Origin of the sequence: Psychrobacter sp. UBA3068 (assembly GCF_002366815.1) — a bacterium.
GTDB lineage: Bacteria > Pseudomonadota > Gammaproteobacteria > Pseudomonadales > Moraxellaceae > Psychrobacter > Psychrobacter namhaensis.
Genome location: NZ_DFBY01000010.1, coordinates 140,449 through 157,816, shown reverse-complemented (window position 1 = coordinate 157,816; position 17,368 = coordinate 140,449). Strand labels below are relative to the sequence as shown.

General features: G+C 45.4%; 15 protein-coding genes. 11 read left to right on the top strand and 4 right to left on the bottom strand.

What is annotated here, in order from left to right:
- Window positions 1-153 precede the first annotated feature (153 nt).
- Window positions 154-1,596 (top strand): FAD-binding oxidoreductase, encoded by a 1,443-nt coding sequence (locus B2P60_RS02480; RefSeq protein WP_230709093.1) that lies wholly within the window; start codon window positions 154-156, stop codon window positions 1,594-1,596.
- Between the two features lie 137 nt (window positions 1,597-1,733).
- Here B2P60_RS02480 and B2P60_RS02475 read toward each other — a convergent pair whose 3' ends face one another.
- Complete coding sequence (locus B2P60_RS02475) at window positions 1,734-1,913, bottom strand: BLUF domain-containing protein (RefSeq protein ID WP_286739269.1); 180 nt, start codon at window positions 1,911-1,913, stop codon at window positions 1,734-1,736.
- A gap of 154 nt (window positions 1,914-2,067) precedes the next feature.
- Here B2P60_RS02475 and B2P60_RS02470 point away from each other — a divergent pair, with 154 nt between their 5' ends.
- The 5 genes from B2P60_RS02470 to B2P60_RS02450 all read left to right on the top strand — a co-directional run bounded on the left by B2P60_RS02470 (window position 2,068) and on the right by B2P60_RS02450 (window position 9,328).
- Window positions 2,068-3,705 (top strand): carbon-nitrogen hydrolase family protein, encoded by a 1,638-nt coding sequence (locus tag B2P60_RS02470; RefSeq protein WP_193004643.1) that lies wholly within the window; start codon window positions 2,068-2,070, stop codon window positions 3,703-3,705.
- A 100-nt stretch (window positions 3,706-3,805) separates the two neighbouring features.
- Window positions 3,806-4,357 (top strand): protein disulfide oxidoreductase, encoded by a 552-nt coding sequence (locus tag B2P60_RS02465; RefSeq protein ID WP_286739266.1) that lies wholly within the window; start codon window positions 3,806-3,808, stop codon window positions 4,355-4,357.
- Window positions 4,358-4,919: 562 nt separating this feature from the next.
- Window positions 4,920-7,778 (top strand): isoleucine--tRNA ligase, encoded by a 2,859-nt coding sequence (gene ileS / locus B2P60_RS02460; protein WP_286739264.1) that lies wholly within the window; start codon window positions 4,920-4,922, stop codon window positions 7,776-7,778.
- Window positions 7,771-8,397: a signal peptidase II gene (lspA, locus tag B2P60_RS02455; protein ID WP_286739262.1), complete on the top strand. Its 627-nt coding sequence runs from the start codon at window positions 7,771-7,773 to the stop codon at window positions 8,395-8,397. Before ileS ends, lspA begins: the two co-directional genes overlap by 8 nt.
- A gap of 304 nt (window positions 8,398-8,701) precedes the next feature.
- Window positions 8,702-9,328 carry an O-acetyl-ADP-ribose deacetylase gene (locus tag B2P60_RS02450; RefSeq protein WP_286739260.1) on the top strand — a complete coding sequence of 209 codons (627 nt, stop codon included), beginning with the start codon at window positions 8,702-8,704 and terminating at the stop codon, window positions 9,326-9,328.
- A 183-nt stretch (window positions 9,329-9,511) separates the two neighbouring features.
- Here the strand turns inward: B2P60_RS02450 and B2P60_RS02445 are convergent, their stop codons facing one another.
- Window positions 9,512-10,171: a DUF1294 domain-containing protein gene (locus B2P60_RS02445; protein WP_286739258.1), complete on the bottom strand. Its 660-nt coding sequence runs from the start codon at window positions 10,169-10,171 to the stop codon at window positions 9,512-9,514.
- A 143-nt stretch (window positions 10,172-10,314) separates the two neighbouring features.
- Window positions 10,315-10,632: a hypothetical protein gene (locus tag B2P60_RS02440; protein WP_286739257.1), complete on the bottom strand. Its 318-nt coding sequence runs from the start codon at window positions 10,630-10,632 to the stop codon at window positions 10,315-10,317.
- A gap of 286 nt (window positions 10,633-10,918) precedes the next feature.
- On the opposite strand from B2P60_RS02440, the gene fkpB reads away from it, so the two are divergent.
- Both fkpB and B2P60_RS02430 read left to right on the top strand, forming a co-directional pair.
- Window positions 10,919-11,416 (top strand): FKBP-type peptidyl-prolyl cis-trans isomerase, encoded by a 498-nt coding sequence (gene fkpB, locus B2P60_RS02435; RefSeq protein WP_286739256.1) that lies wholly within the window; start codon window positions 10,919-10,921, stop codon window positions 11,414-11,416.
- A 231-nt stretch (window positions 11,417-11,647) separates the two neighbouring features.
- The gene (locus tag B2P60_RS02430; protein ID WP_198334177.1) at window positions 11,648-12,688 is read left to right on the top strand and encodes an aldo/keto reductase; all 1,041 of its coding nucleotides are present in this window, start codon (window positions 11,648-11,650) and stop codon (window positions 12,686-12,688) included.
- A gap of 247 nt (window positions 12,689-12,935) precedes the next feature.
- On the opposite strand, the gene B2P60_RS02425 is transcribed toward B2P60_RS02430, so the two are convergent.
- The gene (locus B2P60_RS02425) at window positions 12,936-13,736 is read right to left on the bottom strand and encodes a lysophospholipid acyltransferase family protein (RefSeq protein ID WP_286739253.1); all 801 of its coding nucleotides are present in this window, start codon (window positions 13,734-13,736) and stop codon (window positions 12,936-12,938) included.
- Window positions 13,737-14,102: 366 nt separating this feature from the next.
- Between B2P60_RS02425 and hflX the strand changes: the two genes are divergently transcribed.
- From hflX to B2P60_RS02410, 3 genes are all read left to right on the top strand, one after another.
- The gene (gene hflX, locus B2P60_RS02420; RefSeq protein ID WP_286739251.1) at window positions 14,103-15,569 is read left to right on the top strand and encodes a ribosome rescue GTPase HflX; all 1,467 of its coding nucleotides are present in this window, start codon (window positions 14,103-14,105) and stop codon (window positions 15,567-15,569) included.
- A 334-nt stretch (window positions 15,570-15,903) separates the two neighbouring features.
- Window positions 15,904-16,338 carry a CidA/LrgA family protein gene (locus B2P60_RS02415; RefSeq protein WP_230709080.1) on the top strand — a complete coding sequence of 145 codons (435 nt, stop codon included), beginning with the start codon at window positions 15,904-15,906 and terminating at the stop codon, window positions 16,336-16,338.
- 22 nt (window positions 16,339-16,360) lie between these two features.
- Window positions 16,361-17,050 (top strand): LrgB family protein, encoded by a 690-nt coding sequence (locus B2P60_RS02410; protein ID WP_193004653.1) that lies wholly within the window; start codon window positions 16,361-16,363, stop codon window positions 17,048-17,050.
- The last annotated feature ends 318 nt before the right edge of the window (window positions 17,051-17,368 follow it).

Here is a 17,368-nt window from a genome sequence, read left to right as displayed (position 1 = left end):
CTCAATCGTGTCATTCTATAGTTGCTCGCGAACGAACGTGCAGTTATACCCACACAATTATGTAAACATCGTTATATGTGTTTCGTTAGAGACATTTAGCGATATAATATTCCCTTTCATGCATCGCGCTTCCGTTATTACTGAGATTTGACCATGACTTCTTTATCTAGCCAAAGCCCTTCTGAAACCAATACCGCTGCTGTCCAAATTGTTTTAAACACTCTACTCGACACCCATCAGTTTGACCCCGCCCAAATCAAAACTGACCTTGAGAGCTTAGAACATTGGGGCAAAGACTGGACCAAACACTTTGCGCCAGCCGCTGCTGCCATCGTCTTTCCAAAGACCACCGAGCAAGTACAAGCCATCGTCCTCCTTGCCAATGAGCACAATGTCGTTCTAACCCCAAGTGGCGGTCGTACTGGTCTGTCTGCAGGCGCCGTCGCGGCCAATGGCGAGATAGTCGTCAGCATGGATAAAATGAACCGGATCGGCCAGTTTTATCCTGCCGATCGCATGGTTGAGATTGAAGCAGGCGTGGTCACTGAGCAATTACAACAATTCGCCGAATCAAAAGATCTGTACTACCCCGTTGACTTTGCCTCAGCCGGCTCCAGTCAAATGGGTGGCAATATCGGCACCAATGCAGGCGGTATCAAAGTTATTCGCTACGGTATGACCCGTCAATGGATCATGGGACTCACCGTCGTCACCGGTCGTGGCGATATCTTGCAGCTTAATCGCGGTATGGTCAAAAATGCCACCGGTTATGACTTGCGCCAATTGTTTATCGGTAGCGAAGGCACGCTAGGGCTAGTCACCCATGCCCAAATCAAGCTGGAACGTCAGCCGCAAGACTTAAACGTCATGGTACTTGGCATGGACAGCTTTAACGATGTGATGAATGTCCTATCGGCGTTTCAAGCGCAGATTGATTTGACCGCGTTTGAATTCTTTGATGATGTCGCGATTGATAAACTCATGGCCCACGGTCAAGTCCAAGAGCCATTTGAATCACGTACCAAGTTTTATACGCTGCTAGAGTTTGAAGCGCCATACGAGCCGATCATGGATAAAGCCATGGCCATATTTGAGCACTGCATGGAGCAAGGCTGGGTCGTCGATGGGGTGATGAGCCAAAGCCTCGCACAAGCTGAGGAGCTCTGGAAACTGCGCGAATACATCTCTGAGACCATCTCAGTATTCACCCCTTACAAAAACGATGTGTCTGTACTCATCAGCTATGTGCCTGAATTTATCACTGAGATTGATCACATCGTCAGCAGTAACTATCCTGACTTTGAAGTCTGCTGGTTTGGCCATATCGGTGATGGTAACTTGCACCTAAACATCTTAAAGCCTGAAAACATGAGTAAAGACGACTTCTTTAGCGAATGTCAGATCGTCAATAAGTATGTGTTTGAGACGGTACAAAAATATGGCGGTTCTGTGTCTGCTGAGCACGGGGTGGGTATGACTAAAAAGCCGTATCTACACTATAGCCGCAGCGAGACTGAAATAGACTACTTACGTGACATTAAAAAAGTCTTTGACCCAAATAACATTATGAATCGGGGTAAGATTTTTGATATTTAACTGACCGTCTTATCATCAGCCTGACATAAAAAAGACGCTAAACTGCAAAAGTTAGCGTCTTTTTTTACACGTTTGAGCTTATAAATACAGCAGTACTAAAGCTGCAATAAGTAGCGCACTTAAAAAGCCTTGAACGATTAAAAAGGCTTGATGCGGTGCAGCAATATGACCACATAGGTTCCCCAGTGTACTTTAAGTAATGCCAATACGTGCGCTTTCTCACCTTCGATACATTGCAAAAAGTGACCACTGCCATAACATAAGACACCTGTGATACCCGAATAAACAAAAAGTGTTAACTCACAAAAACGTAGCAAATAGTTACCACGTTAGACTGTCACTGATCAGGCAGCTTGTTATGATATCGAACAAAACAAAGGGCGCTAAAGGCAAAGCCTTGTCAACTTGAGTACCGCCCCACACATATACTTGATACCACCAAAACCCGTAGAGTCCCACAACAGGAAAATTATGAGTAAAATAGAAAAATTAGATGATTTTCATCTTACGATCGCTGAAATCAAGAAAAAAGACTATCCGCAATTAAAAGCACTGATGGACCGTGTCTATGTAAACTTAGGCGGTGCGTGGTCAAAGAACACCATTCATGCCTTAATTGATGCCTTCCCTGAAGGCCAGATTGCATTATTTGACCACGATCAACTGATTGGTATCGTCCTATCCATGCGTGTGGATTATGCCAAGTTTTCAAACCCGCATACCTACGATGATCTGATTGGACAAAAAGAAATTATCAGAGACAATCCAGAGGGTGATGCTATCTATGGGTTGGATGCCTTGATTGATCCTGAATATCGCGGTTATCGCCTAGGTCGTAGGCTTTATGATGCCCGTAAAGAGCTTTGTCGCCAGCTTAACTTCCGCGCTATTTTGGCAGGTGGCCGCATTCCTAATTACCATAACCACCAAGACCTCACCCCTGGCGAATATATTGACGCTGTGGCAGCTCGGGAAATACATGATCCTGCGCTGTCGTTTCAATTATCGAACGGCTTTATCGTCAAGCGTATCTTGACCGCTTATTTGCCCGATGACAAACAATCCAAAGGGTTTGCAACTTTGCTTGAGTGGGCAAATATTTATTATGAGCCACAAGATTACAAGCCTAGTACGCGTAAGTCTGAAGTACGTATTGGTGGTATTCAATGGCAAATGCGTGAGGTCGAATCCCCTGAAGAGTTGTTACAACAAGTCGAGTTTTTTGTCGATGTGATGGCAGACTACAACTCAGATTTTGCTTGCTTACCAGAATTCTTTAACGCGCCATTAATGGGTTTGTGTGAATCGACGGATCAAAACATCGCTATTCGATTTTTGGCCGGTTATACCGAATGGTTCAAAAATGAGATTTCGCATTTAGCAGTCAGCTATAACGTCAACGTGATCACTGGTTCCATGCCATTACTCGATGAAGACGATACTTTGTACAATGTGAGTTATCTATGTCGCCGCGATGGTACGGTTGAAGAGCAACGCAAAATTCATATCACGCCGCACGAGCGTAGCGCTTGGGTCATCGAAGGTGGTGATGAGGTCAAAGTATTCGATACGGATGCTGGTCGTATTGGTATCTTGGTCTGCTATGATGTTGAATTCCCAGAGCTTGCCCGCCTACTCGCGCTTGATGACATGGATATTTTGTTCGTCCCTTTTTGGACAGATACCAAAAACGGTTATCTGCGGGTGCGCCACTGTGCACAAGCACGGGCGATTGAAAACGAATGCTATGTCATGATTTGCGGCTCAGTGGGCAACTTACCGCAAGTTGAGAGCTTGGACATTCAGTACGCACAGTCGTCTGTTTTCTCACCATCAGACTTTGCCTTCCCCCATGATGCGATTATGGCAGAAACGACCCCCAATACTGAAATGATCTTCTTCTCAGACGTGAATTTAGATAAGCTCACCCACGTCCGTAACGAAGGCTCGGTACATAATTTGCTTGATCGCCGTGATGATTTGTTTAGCTTAAAGTGGAAGCGAAAAGCCAAAATTCCAGCGAGCAAATTAACTGATGAAGAGCGCCGTGAAAACTCAGGCAGCGTACTGACCGGTGATCCGTTACAAAACCGCGCCAAAAAACCCTAATCGGTTAAGATAAGACATCTATCATAAATCGTTTGATAATACGGCTGACCACTCAGCCGTTTATTTTTATCTATAGTCAACTCGACATAAAAAAGCAGCCATGATGACTGATATCAAAAAGAAAAAAGACAAACCTAAAAAAACACCAACGCAAAAGGCGTGGTCTGTCTTTAGAACCATACTATTATACGGTCTGGTATTCGCGGTGATTTATACGGCGTTTAATTGGTGGCGCCAACCGGTCATGCCAGCCAACCCGCAGCTACAGTTAACAGACTATCAAGGACAACCGGTTGATTTAGCAGCGCTGAGTCGTGAGCAACCAACGCTGGTGTATTTTTGGGGGACGTGGTGCCCCATTTGTCGTGTTACCTCTCCGGCAGTAGACAAACTTGCGGCACAAAACCATTATCCCATCGTCACTATTGCGATCAAATCAGGTTCTGACCAAGAACTCCATCGCTACCTCACTGAAAACAACTATCGTTTTACCACAGTAAACGACCAAGAGGGCCGTGTCTTTGCCGACTGGCAAGGGCAAGTGACGCCGTCCTACGTCATTTTAAAAGAGGGTGAGATGGCACAAGGTCTGACAGGGATTCAGCCCCTATGGTCATTGAAGTTACGATTGTGGTTGTCGTCCGTTTTTTAACGTTTAGCCAATTTTTTGTCGGTTATAAATAAACCCTCAACAAGGTCACACGTATGACGTGATAGGTGACATATCCCTGAGATAAACAGTTGATTTTCGGCAAAATACGCGCGACACTGGTCAGCCCTTTTTACCCTACCCTTTTTGTCATATAATAGCTGCCGTTATCCTTGCACCTATTTAATGTATTCTTATCACGGTGTTTTGTGGCTGATAAACGTATTTTATGTTGCATTCGTCTCGTGAGCATTTATTATTGACGTAACGGGCCTTATAAATGGCATATCGCGGCCTAACCTTACAGTCACAGCACCACTAAATAAAGACGCTAACGGTCTGTGCTACTGGTAAAATCTTTTAGCTTGCGGTTTGCAAACATGACAGAGGTGGCAAACGTTTTATCGCATACACACCATAGCACCTTTAAAGCGTTTTAACCCTATTAACAAAAAAACGCCTAGGCACGTTGAAACGATCAGCTAAGCGTTGCCTTAAATTTTATATCCGATTGTACACTGACCTTTTAATCCAATCCTAACCTACCTTTTAAAAAGACACCTTTATGACTGATAAAAGTACTGATACACCAAGCCACGATTATAAAGACACCCTAAACCTTGCCGACACGCCATTTGCGATGCGTGCAAATCTTGCTAAGCGCGAGCCTGATTGGCTGGCGGCGTGGGAAGCGGATGACGTGTATGGCAAAATTCGTCAGGCACGAGCGGGTGCGCCCAAGTACATTTTGCACGATGGCCCTCCATACGCCAACGGTCAGATTCACTTAGGTCACGCGGTCAATAAAGTACTCAAAGACATTATCGTCAAGTCCAAAACACTATCAGGTTTTGATGCGCCATACGTGCCTGGCTGGGACTGTCATGGTCTGCCAATCGAGCAAAAAGTCGAAGCCAAGGTCGGCAAAGTTGGCCAGAAAGTCTCGGCCACTGAGTTTCGTGGTCTTTGCCGTGAGTACGCCAGCACACAGATTGAATTGCAAAAAGCGGATTTTAAGCGCCTAGGCGTGTTTGGTGATTGGGACAATCCTTATCTAACGATGAACTTTCATCAAGAAGCCAACATCGTACGTGCGCTTGCCAAAATTCATGAAAACGGTCATGTGACCCGCGGTATGAAGCCCGTCAACTGGTGCTTGGACTGTAGCTCTGCCTTGGCAGAAGCTGAGGTCGAATACCAAGATAAAGTCTCAGATGCCATCTATGTCAGCTTTGATGTGCTTGGCACTGATAAGGTTGGCGCTTTGGCTAATGTTGAAAGCCGTATTGCCGCTGTTATCTGGACGACGACGCCATGGACATTGCCTGCCAACCAAGCCATCTCGGTACATCCTGAGCATGACTATAGCGTGGTTGCCACTTCAAGGGGCAATTTGCTGTTGGCGGCTGATTTGGTTGAAACCGCACTGACTGAGCTTAAGTTGGACAACAAAGGTATCCTTGCGACTGTAGCCGGACGCGAGCTTGAAGGGCTGCGTGCCCAGCACCCACTGATTGCAGAGCGTCAAGTACCACTTATCTTAGGCGATCACGTGACCACTGACAGTGGTACAGGTCTCGTGCATACCGCGCCGGGTCATGGTTTGGACGATTATATTGTGGGTCTTAAGTACAATTTACCCGTTGAAAACCCAGTAAGCGGTACAGGCGTTTATTTAGACAGCGCAGCGGTATTTGCGGGTGAGCATATTTATAAAGCCAATCCAAAAATCATCGCAGCCTTACACGACAACGGTCACTTAATCAGCCACACCAAGATTGAACACAGCTATCCACATTGCTGGCGTCACAAGTCGCCGATTATTTTCCGCGCCACGCCGCAGTGGTTTATCAACATGGAAACCAAAGGGTTACGCGAGCGAGCACTTGCTGATATTCCATCCGTCAATTGGACGCCAGCATGGGGCCAAAACCGTATTGAAGCGATGATGACGGGTCGCCCTGACTGGTGTATCTCCCGCCAGCGCACGTGGGGCGTGCCGATTACCTTCTTTACCCACAAAGAAACGGGTGAGCTACATCCAAACACGCTAGAGCTGATGGAAACGGCCGCGCAAAAAATCAATGAAGGCGGCGTGGAAGCGTGGTTTGATGCCAGCTGTGAAGATTTCTTAGGTAGCGAAGCCGCTGACTATGACAAAGCCACAGATACGCTCGACGTGTGGTTCGACTCTGGTACGACGCACTTTGCAGTACTTGAACAGCGTGATGAGCTGACCAATCCTGCCGATATGTACTTAGAAGGCTCTGATCAACACCGTGGCTGGTTCCAAACGTCACTACTAACGTCTGAAGCCATGTACGAGCGTCCGCCCTTTAAACAAGTACTGACGCATGGTTTTGTCGTTGATGAAAACGGCCGTAAGATGAGTAAGTCACTGGGCAATATCATCACCCCGCAAGAAGAGATCAATAAAACGGGCGCAGATATGCTGCGTTTATGGATTGCCTCAAGCGACTATCGCTATGAGATGAGCGCTGGTAAAACGGTGTTTAAAGGGGCAATCGATATGTATCGCCGCATCCGTAATACGCTCCGTTTCTTACTTGCCAACACCGATGACTTTGATCCAACGACCAACAGCGTTGATATCAATGAGCTTGTAAGCTTGGATAAATTTATCCTTGAGCGCGCGCAAACGGTACAAGCGCAAATCATTAGTGCGTATGATGCGATGGACTTTCACCAAGTCACGCAACATGTGACGGCGTTTTGTTCGCAAGATTTGGGCAGTTTCTATTTAGATATTATCAAAGATCGTCAATACACCACCCAGACTGATGGGCAGCCCCGTCGCTCTGCGCAAACGGCTATTTATCATATCGCTCATGCCTTGATTCGCTGGATCACACCGATCTTGTCATTCACGGCGCAAGAGGCTTGGGAAGTATTGAATCAACGTGATACGGCTAAAGGTGGCTACGTCTTCACTCAGGAATGGTATGAGTTCCCAGAGTTTGAGCTCAGTGCCATCAGCAACGATGACTGGCAACGTATTATGCTGGCCAAAGACATGGTAAATAAACATATCGAAACCGCACGTGGCGAGAAGATCATCAATGCTAACTTATCTGCCGATGTCAGTCTGTATGCTGAGGGTTCGATGTTTGAAAGCCTAGCCAAGCTGGGTGAGGAGCTGCGTTTCGTCCTGATTACCAGCAGTGCCACATTACAGCCCATGAGCGCGGCCCCTGCTGACAACGTTGCTCTAGAGGGGCAAGCCGACAGCGAGACAGAAGCATCTGTAGAGTTAGTGGTGGATGTTAGTGCCGCCACGGGTACCAAATGCGTGCGCTGTTGGCACATCCGTGATGATATCGGCACAGATAGCGCACACCCTGAGATCTGCGCTCGCTGTGTGACCAATGTCAGCGGTGATGGCGAGGTGCGTCACTATGCCTAACTCAACGGGTCCGTCAGAAAATAACCAGCCGCATGTAGAAGTCGATCATTCTCCCAAGCCTGCGCATGCGACCACGGGCAGCTCAACCACGCCGAGAAGTCGCTTAACTAAGACGCCAAAGGTCATCGCTAATGGTCGACGCGCGTTTATGTGGTATTTGTTGGCATTGGTGGTGGTGGTCATCGATCAATGGACGAAGTGGTTGGCGGAAACCAAGCTGACCTTTCATGAGCCCGTACCAGTGATTGAACCTGTTCTTAACTGGACACTCGCCTACAACTATGGTGCGGCCTTTAGCTTTTTGGCAGATGCAGGTGGGTGGCAAAAGTGGTTCTTCTCAGGCTTGGCGCTGGTCATGTCGCTGTTTTTGATCATTTATTTAATCAAAGCACCGCGTAAAGCCACACTGCTATCGTTCGGTTTAGCTTTGGTGCTTGGCGGTGCGGTTGGTAATTTAATTGATCGTTTACTACATGGTCATGTGATTGACTTTATCCATGTACACAATGCCGACGTTTGGCATTATCCAATCTTTAACATTGCTGATATGGGTATTAGTATCGGTGTGGCACTGATTGTCATTGACATGCTGTTTTTGGAAAAGAAGCGCAGCATTTAACGCTTATTACTCTAGATAATGCTGTGAATAAAGGCGGGTGACGTGTACGTGACCCGCCTTTTTGCCATCTATCTTTTTAACTGTATAGTCTAAGCTACGATCTTATGACGCCCAAACACCAGTCTCTGTACGAATTGGGTGGGTATATTTGTATAAAGTAATCACTGAGGTTCGCCTTTTGTGAACGCAACCGTTTTTAAAAAGTACAACTTATTATACTCATACCATATACAAGCAAACGCTATAAAATCATTTAGAATATATGAGAAAAGGCGAAAACAAAATAAGTAAAAGGATATTCTCTATGTTACCTGCTCACCCAAACCCTGTTTTTCAAAAACGAATAACCATTTCCGATGCAGCGAATAACGAGCACACAATCACTAGAAAGTCAGTCACTTTATCCGTGTTACAAGCAGACATCACCACGCTAAACGTTGATGCCATTGTCAATGCTGCCAATTCAAGCTTATTAGGCGGTGGCGGTGTAGACGGTGCGATTCATCGCGCCGCAGGCCCTGAGCTGCTTAAATACTGCCGTACGTTGAATGGCTGTCCGACAGGCGATGCCAAAATAAGCCCAGCGTTTAATTTGCCGTCTCAGTGTGTCATTCATACTGTCGGCCCTGTTTGGCATGGTGGCAATCGAGATGAAGAGGCACTGCTTGCCAGTTGTTATCAAAAATCTCTCGCAATAGCGACTGAGCAAAATCTGACGAGTATCGCCTTTCCCTCCATCAGTACAGGCGTCTATGGTTATCCACTAGATAAAGCCACTGAAGTAGCAATTGACGCCGTACAGGCCTATATAAAAGGCTATGAATCAGACGATAAACAAGCATCCAACCTCCCAATTCGTGAGGTGATTTTTTGCTGTTTCTCAGATAAAGCGGCAACCGTTTATAAGCAATTATTAGAGAAGGAAGAATAAGTAAACTTGTATAGTCGAGCCGCTATCAAATAAATATAGTGCTACTGAGATAAATTTTACGCAGCCTCTGTCTGCGCAGGCACAGCAAGCAAGCAAGCAAGCAAGCAAGCAAAATTTATACCAGTAGCACGTCGCCTTCAATGTAACGATTTCATATCCAACTGATTATGTCATCGATAATGTCTACAAGATGCCGTCTAAAAACGCCAAGCCGTCACCCGCTAAGACAAACAACAACCCTGCCATATTGATGACCACGGTCAAGTAATAGGTGAGTCGAAACTCAGGCTTTTGTGACTTATGACGCAAATAAGTCTGCGCAACCATTGCCCCGACCCAGCCGCCAAGGACACTTAGCAAATGCAGCGTTGATTCAGGCGTTCGCCAATCGCCGCTTTGAGCAGCGGCCTTGTCTTTGGCGTACATCGCATAGGTTATGACTCCCAAAGCCGCATACCAAGCAATGACCAGCCAACTCAGTTTATGAGTGACCGCCAATAAAATTAACACGCCATAAAATCCAATGCCTAAGAACAAGCGTTTCTTTTGCCCTGCTTCAAAGTCCGCTTGAGCGCTACGCTTTGTATTACGCTGACGGATTTGCTGATTTTTTTGAGCCATTTTTTGTTGTACAAAGCTCAGCTCTTGTACTTCTTTTGCTTGTATCCGTCCTTGATTGTCTTGTCCAACGGTAAAAACCACTTGTTCACCGACCTCAGGCCGACGGCGCGCTTTAAATTCATTGATATGAAAAAAAACGGACTCACCATTCTGCGTTTCGATAAAGCCAAAGCCCTTGTCATCTTGCCACTTTTTGATGAAGCCTTGTTGTTTATTTGCCATATCTGCCTACTTTTTTATCATTAGTCATTACTATAGATAGTATATCCTGTTAACTGACTCATAAAAAAAGCTAAGAGCAGACTCTCAGCTTCTTTGGATGGGATATAAAAGCATTTTAAACACTTACCATTAAACCAATGGCATTAACGACATTTCTTTTGTTCATATAGATTATTCAAATTATCACGACGTTCTTTTGCAGCGTCAATGGCTTCTTCTGTATTAGAGTACGTACCAATTAATGCCGGCCAGAACAGTACTGCGGCAGCTACATTCTTACCAGTGACTTTACGCTCAGCACGCGCGTCTTTTTCAAATTGTTCAGCTTCTTCAATTTCACTAAGAATTTGTGTGCATGACAAATTAACATCACTTACTTTTTTAGTCTGTACGACATGAGGGGTCGCACAACCTTGTGCTAATAATGCAAATACACCAATTACTAATATAGCTTTTTTCATAGTCGTCTCAAAATTGTTTAAATTAAACGTTATAGAACCCGATTCGCTATGTTAACGAATCGATAACACTTATATACAATATAGAAATTTAAGTCAACTTAAATTTACTTTTAACAGTAATTTATTGAAATTTAGTCAGTAATTAAGCGATATTTATATATGTTTTTACACTCTTCTCAGGATATAGCGGTATGTAACATACTGACTATGCTAGACTATTTATCTGCTAGAAAGACAGCCTCTCATACTGATATATTTATCATAATTTATAAAAGAAATGACAACTATGACCGACTCACAATTTGTTAAGCCCAATGAAGACACACGTATTACTTATGGCAGCCTTGTGAAGCTGCACTTTGAAGTATCCCTAGAAAACGGTACGGTGATTGATTCGACCTTTAACCGCGACGCGCCAGTGACCTTGACGATTGGTGATGAGAGCCTATTACCAGGCTTTGAGCAAGTGCTCATGAATCTACGCGCAGGTGACACCCGTACTGCCCATCTTGAGCCAGAGCAAGCGTTTGGCGACTGGAACCCTGACAATATCCAACATTTTAGCCGTACCCAGTTTGCGCTCGTGGCTGAAAACCCTGAAATAGGGATGATGGTGGAATTTGAGGATAAAGGTAAAAACACGCTGCCCGGTACCATCAGCGCGATCGATGATGACGAAATCGAAGTGGATTTTAATCACCCGCTTGCGGGGCAATCCGTCCTATTTAAAGTAAAAGTATTCAAAGTCACCCCGCCTGGCGTTACGGGTATCAAGTTAATGTAATAATTTAATATAGTTATTTCAACTATCGTTTATAAGCTATACAAGAGACACAGTGCTACTGAAATAAATTTTATGCAGCCTCTGTCTGCGTAGGCACAGCAAGCAAAAAAAATTGTTTCAGTAGCGCATTATAGTGTACGTTTTTACTGATAACGGATTGTATAGTCGCTCAAATATCCTATCAACGACCACCAAACAAAAAACAAAAACGAATTTAAAAAGGACACTTACATGCAATATGAAACGCTGCCACAGCTGGATGAAAAGGTTTCTAAAATTTGCCTAGGTACCATGACATGGGGACAGCAAAACACCGAATCTGATGCGCATACACAGATGGATTTGGCACTCTCTGAGGGCGTGAACTTTTGGGACACGGCTGAGATGTATCCTTCACCACCAGATAAAGACAAGCAAGGTGATACTGAGCGCTTCATGGGCACGTGGTTTCATAAAACCAAGCAGCGTGACAAAGTGATCCTTGCCAGCAAAATATCTCCGATGGATTTTTTACGGGATGGTCAGACACGTTATACGGCCGAACACATTAGTCGTGCTATCGATGACAATTTAGAGCGTTTACAAACTGATTATATTGATATTTATCAGCTACACTGGCCTGAGCGTCAAGCGAATTTTTTTAGTCAGCGCGGTTACACAGAAGAGATGGCAGCGCAGCCGCTAGATGATTTAACGCCCTTTTTAGAAACCATCCAAGCGTTAAATGATGAGATTAAAAAAGGCCGTATTCGCGCTTATGGGCTGTCAAATGACACCGCTTGGGGTCTGATGCGTTACCTTTGGGAGGCGGATAAAAACGGCCTGATTGCGCCCATCACCGTGCAAAACCCTTATAGTTTACTCAATCGCTTATATGAAGTTGGTATGGCCGAAATCGCGCATCGTGAAAACGTTGGCCTGCTCGCTTACTCGCCGCTTGGCTTTGGCGTACTGTCTGGTAAATACCTCGACGGCAAACGCCCTGCTGGTGCGCGTCTGACGATGTATGATCGCTTTGCCCGTTATACCAATGAGCAAGCAAAGGCAGCCACGGCGCAATATGCCAAAATCGCAGCTGATGCGGGGTTGGATATGGCACAGATGGCACTGGCTTTTGTCAACACGCGTTCGTTTGTCACCAGTAATATCATTGGCGCAACCACTACCGAGCAGCTTCAGTCCAACATCGACAGTATTCACGTCAATCTGACAACAGACGTATTAGAGGCAATTGAAGCGGTACATACACAGCATCCCAATCCGTCACCTTAGAACGTTGCAATTAACTTAATCACTATTAAGCTTTGATGATTTACTTTAATTACTGGGATGAATTTTTTGAAGCCTCTGTCTGGCATAGCGCACAGCAAGCGAGAAAATTTCATCCCAGTAAGTCATTTTTATCAGTAGAGCATTCTTTGTTTTAAACTGACTAAATAAAAAAAGGCGCCAATCGCGAGTATTATCACTGCGATTGGCGCCTTTTTCTTTGCGTCTGCTTTCTCACTTAAACGAGAAGTTAAGCATTAGAGGCTTTCGTCAATACCCGAGAATGTAGCTCAGCCAGACCTTCTTGCATCCGTGCTTGCAATAAATTGGTCAGCTCACTTTTATTCAGCCCTTTAGGATCTATCGGCTCAAGTGGTAAGACATAGGCTGTGACATCCTTGCTATCGAGCACCTTTTTTATGCTGTCTTTCATCGTAAGCTTACCGTAATAGGGTAACGCTTCGCTTAGAGTACCATCTTTATTGACATAAGAGATAATGAGCGGACGAACAGGGACATCGGCGTCGATTGCCGCTTGTAGCAATGTGCCATGTATGCGCTTGATTTTTTTACCATCCGTCGTGGTTGCCTCTGGAAAAAAGATCACCGAGAACCCTTCGGTCAAAAAACTGGCTATTTGCGCTGCGACCGAACCTGCATCCCCAGAGCCACGCTCAATAAATACCGTACCTGCCGCATGGGCCAGCTTACCAAAGATAGGCCAATCCCCAATTTCAGCTTTGGACAAGAAGAAAGCAGGGCTTAGCGTGCCTACCACAGGAATATCCATCCACGACACATGATTAGATACCCATAAACCATGATGCTGCTCTACTGGCTCAACGGCTACAACCTTTACGCCAAAAGAGCCGGCCATTTTGCGACAAAACGTCTGGATATAGCGTGGCAGCGTTTCGCGTGGTGGCTGTTTAAACGCCCCGATACGTTGAGCGGCGCGCATGCCCCCAGCGATTGTCGTGGTCATGCCAGCAATTTGTCTGCCGCGGCCCAATTGTCGTTTGAGTGAAAAGCCTGACTTAGATTGGCTCATCTGTGTCCCTCGTGGTTAAAAAACTTATGATTATATATCTTAAACAAGCGCCATGAGTATAACAAAATTCAGTCAGTCAGTGACGATTTGTGCACTGAATTATAGATGGCTTTTGTTAGTGTGTTGACCCTCGTCACAATAAGAGTATGTGCTGGTTACAGCGATCCATTTGAGAATAAGACATCCAATCATTGCCGTTGTAACATAAAACCATCGCTAATTATGATAATACGCTTTAATATCAAGTGATAAGGCCCTATATAAGGGATCATATGAACGTTATGTCAAAGCGTACTGAGGCTTACTGAGCTGGCTTACTGAATTGATAATAACGATATATTTATTTTATTGAATAGGTGATACTCTTTGGATTATTTTGAAAGACATGAAGGTGGCGAACGCGCCATTATCGTACATTTAGACATCCGCCAAATTCAAGATCCTGATGATCTTAGTGAGTTTGAACTGTTGGCAGATTCAGCAGGCGCAGATCGTTTGGCGCTGGTGACAGGCTCACGCTCACGCCCTGATGCCAAGTATTTCGTGGGTAGCGGTAAAGCAGAAGAAATCGCAGAATTGGTGCGCGAACACGATGCAGATATCGTCCTTTTTAACCATAGCTTATCGCCCTCACAAGAGCGTAATATTGAAGCCTTGGTCAAATGCCGCGTCCTTGATCGCACCGGCTTGATTTTAGATATTTTTGCTCAGCGTGCCCGTACCTACGAAGGTAAGCTGCAAGTTGAGCTGGCGCAGCTGAACCATCTCTCGACACGTTTGGTACGTGGTTGGACGCATTTGGAGCGTCAAAAAGGCGGTATTGGCTTGCGTGGACCTGGTGAAACCCAGCTGGAGACGGATCGTCGCTTGCTACAAACTCGCGTCAATCAGCTAAAAAGCAAGCTAGAAAAAGTCCGTCAAACCCGCGCCCAAGGCCGTGCTCGTCGTCAAAAATCTGACGTGCCAACCATCTCACTCGTTGGTTATACCAATGCCGGCAAGTCTACACTGTTTAATCGTTTGGTCGATGAAAACATCTATGCTGCCGATAAACTGTTTGCCACGCTAGATCCTACATTACGCCGCTTAGACTGGCAAGGCGTGGGCCGAGTGGTATTAGTCGATACCGTGGGTTTTGTCCGTCATCTACCGCATGAGCTGGTCGAATCTTTTCATGCAACATTGGAGGAGACACTAGAAGCCGATTTGCTGCTGCACGTCATCGACTCCTCAAGTGAAGATATGCATGAGCAAATCCAAGCGGTGAAAGCTGTACTGGCTGAAATCGACAATGATGTGCCAGTGCTCAATGTCTATAATAAGATTGATTTGACCGATGAGCCTGCACATATCGGTTATGCTAGCGAAGGTCAACCGAATCGCGTTTATGTGTCTTCTAGAGAAAACCTCGGCATGGAAGCACTGTCGCTCGCTGTCCAGCAGTTGCTGACAGGTAATTTAACGACCTTTGATTTGACCTTGCCTTATAATGCGGGACAACTTAAAAACACCTTGTATGAGCTGGGCGTCATCTTAGAAGAAAGTTACGATGATAATGGTCATGAGTGCTTGACCATCCGTTTGCCAAGCGAGCGGCTAAGACAACTGCTGGGTCAAGCTGACTTAGATCCTATAGATGTACTACCGTTAGCACAGGCAACCCTACTGATGCCAGTACTTGAAGCGTTCGAAAAACCGGATGTTAGTGAAGCGCCCACCATGACTGAAGCGCATGAGAAGGCTTTTGACGAGTTCGATGCGCTAAACTCTGTAGACGAAAACGTAGAGATGTCAGCAGCGAAAGAAACACCAACGCCTGACTCCCAGAGTTGATTCAGTGGCCAGCTTTTTAAAACTGCTCGTGTCTCAAAGTCACGTTATCAGCTAGTGGTAGATAATAAAAGGATGATATCAGTCGATATCATCCTTTTTTATGGCATGTGTTTGATTTTTAGTTTTTAGATTTTTCAGCTTCTAGATTTTTACAGTCTTCGCAAAGTAAAAAAGCCCTATTCCCTATAAACTTTATAATTTTGCCTACTCTCTATATAATCGCTTGTTACGTATTCAACAAATATTGATGTATAAGCCATCCTTATTAAGGCACTATTACCTATACTGCCTCTTGTTGCTACTCTACTTATCTCTGACTTGGCCAGAATTTCTTATGAAATCTACTCCCTCCTCCCCTTTGCCGCTGTGGCTAGCAGTCATCTTGACCTTAGCGATGGTCATCTTTGTCCGTGAGTCTGCCGTTATTATTTGTCAGTGGGCTGGCATAGAAAAAGCGGCCAACATCGTCGGGCTGGTCGCGATGTTCTTTATTTTGATGACGTGGCGACTGCTCAAAGGGTTACCAAGCTGGCTGACCCAAGCCAGTAATACCTTATTGGTCGATAGCGGCTTTGCCTTCTTGCCCGTCTCCGCTGGCGCAGGCTTATTGCTATTTGCCTTAGGTGATGAGCTATGGGGCGTGATGCTAACGATGATCATTAGTACACTCATACCACTTTGGGGGCTGGCCATACTTGCCAATCGCTGGCTAAATCACGATACGAGTAACGATCACACCACCGTGAACGAGCACAAGGGACAGCCGTGAGCTGTGTGAATAAGGAAATCTTATGAGTTTTGATAGTGTGTTTACAGCAACCCTTGCGGCGATATTGTTAACCTTAGCAGCCCACGTGATAGCCCGTGTCTTGGCACGTAAGCTCTCATGGTTGCCGATGGTCATTACGGCGCTTGTATTGGTCCTCGTGTTTTTGTTCATTCTGCAATGGGATTACAATCACTATTACGGTGTGGCCAAGCCTGTATTTGATCATCTATTAGGATACGTCACGGTACTACTAGCAGTACCGCTGGCCGCGATGAATTTTAAAGGGCTACCCATCAAAAAACTCACGTTAATCGTCGCACTTGCCAGTGTCGTTGGCGCGTTATTGCCGATGTCACTGGCTTATCTGTTTTCGTTAAGTCATGACACGATCCTAGCCTTTGCTACCCGTTCAGTGACGACACCCATTGGCCTGAGTGTGGCAGATTTGATTAAAGCCCCACTAGCAATGGCAAACTTAATTATTATTGTCTCAGGACTACTGGGAGGGAGTTTGGCGCGCTTCTTATTTCGCGGTATCGATGATGATCGTGCTAAAGGCCTAGCCCTTGGTTTGGCCGCTCACGCTTTTGGCACCGTAGAAGCGTGGCAGATTAGTCACACTGCTGGGCGTTATGCGGCGTTTGGACTGGCAGTTAATGGGCTAGTCACCGCTGTCTGGGTACCGATTTTTATCAGTGTGCTTAGTCATTAAGCGCGCTATATCGTTAGATTAACGTGGCGTCTTAGCCTTTGAGACGCCCCATTTGTACTGCCTTTTGCTCTGTCTTTTGGACTACCACTGTTTAAACGTGCACAAGGTTTTATTGTATTATAAAGGCTGAGTGAGTGACTCACATAATGGAAGGGAACGCCATAGCGTGTTGATTTATCTAACGTTATTTTGGCATTTGTCTGCGTCAAAAACTTATTATATGTTATAGTAAACAACTATTATTTTTTGTATCTATTGCAAGTGGTTTTAGTTAGCCGTGGTTTTTGCGAGATCATCAGAGCTGTTATGGCTATAAAG

Coding starts and splice junctions, on each gene's coding strand:
- lspA (WP_286739262.1), top strand. CDS start 7,771: ATGCCTAACTCAACGGGTCCGTCAGAAAATAACCAGCCGCATGTAGAA.
- B2P60_RS02480 (WP_230709093.1), top strand. CDS start 154: ATGACTTCTTTATCTAGCCAAAGCCCTTCTGAAACCAATACCGCTGCT.
- B2P60_RS02445 (WP_286739258.1), bottom strand. CDS start 10,171: ATGGCAAATAAACAACAAGGCTTCATCAAAAAGTGGCAAGATGACAAG.
- B2P60_RS02465 (WP_286739266.1), top strand. CDS start 3,806: ATGATGACTGATATCAAAAAGAAAAAAGACAAACCTAAAAAAACACCA.
- fkpB (WP_286739256.1), top strand. CDS start 10,919: ATGACCGACTCACAATTTGTTAAGCCCAATGAAGACACACGTATTACT.
- B2P60_RS02450 (WP_286739260.1), top strand. CDS start 8,702: ATGTTACCTGCTCACCCAAACCCTGTTTTTCAAAAACGAATAACCATT.
- B2P60_RS02425 (WP_286739253.1), bottom strand. CDS start 13,736: ATGAGCCAATCTAAGTCAGGCTTTTCACTCAAACGACAATTGGGCCGC.
- ileS (WP_286739264.1), top strand. CDS start 4,920: ATGACTGATAAAAGTACTGATACACCAAGCCACGATTATAAAGACACC.
- B2P60_RS02430 (WP_198334177.1), top strand. CDS start 11,648: ATGCAATATGAAACGCTGCCACAGCTGGATGAAAAGGTTTCTAAAATT.
- B2P60_RS02415 (WP_230709080.1), top strand. CDS start 15,904: ATGAAATCTACTCCCTCCTCCCCTTTGCCGCTGTGGCTAGCAGTCATC.
- B2P60_RS02410 (WP_193004653.1), top strand. CDS start 16,361: ATGAGTTTTGATAGTGTGTTTACAGCAACCCTTGCGGCGATATTGTTA.
- B2P60_RS02470 (WP_193004643.1), top strand. CDS start 2,068: ATGAGTAAAATAGAAAAATTAGATGATTTTCATCTTACGATCGCTGAA.
- B2P60_RS02440 (WP_286739257.1), bottom strand. CDS start 10,632: ATGAAAAAAGCTATATTAGTAATTGGTGTATTTGCATTATTAGCACAA.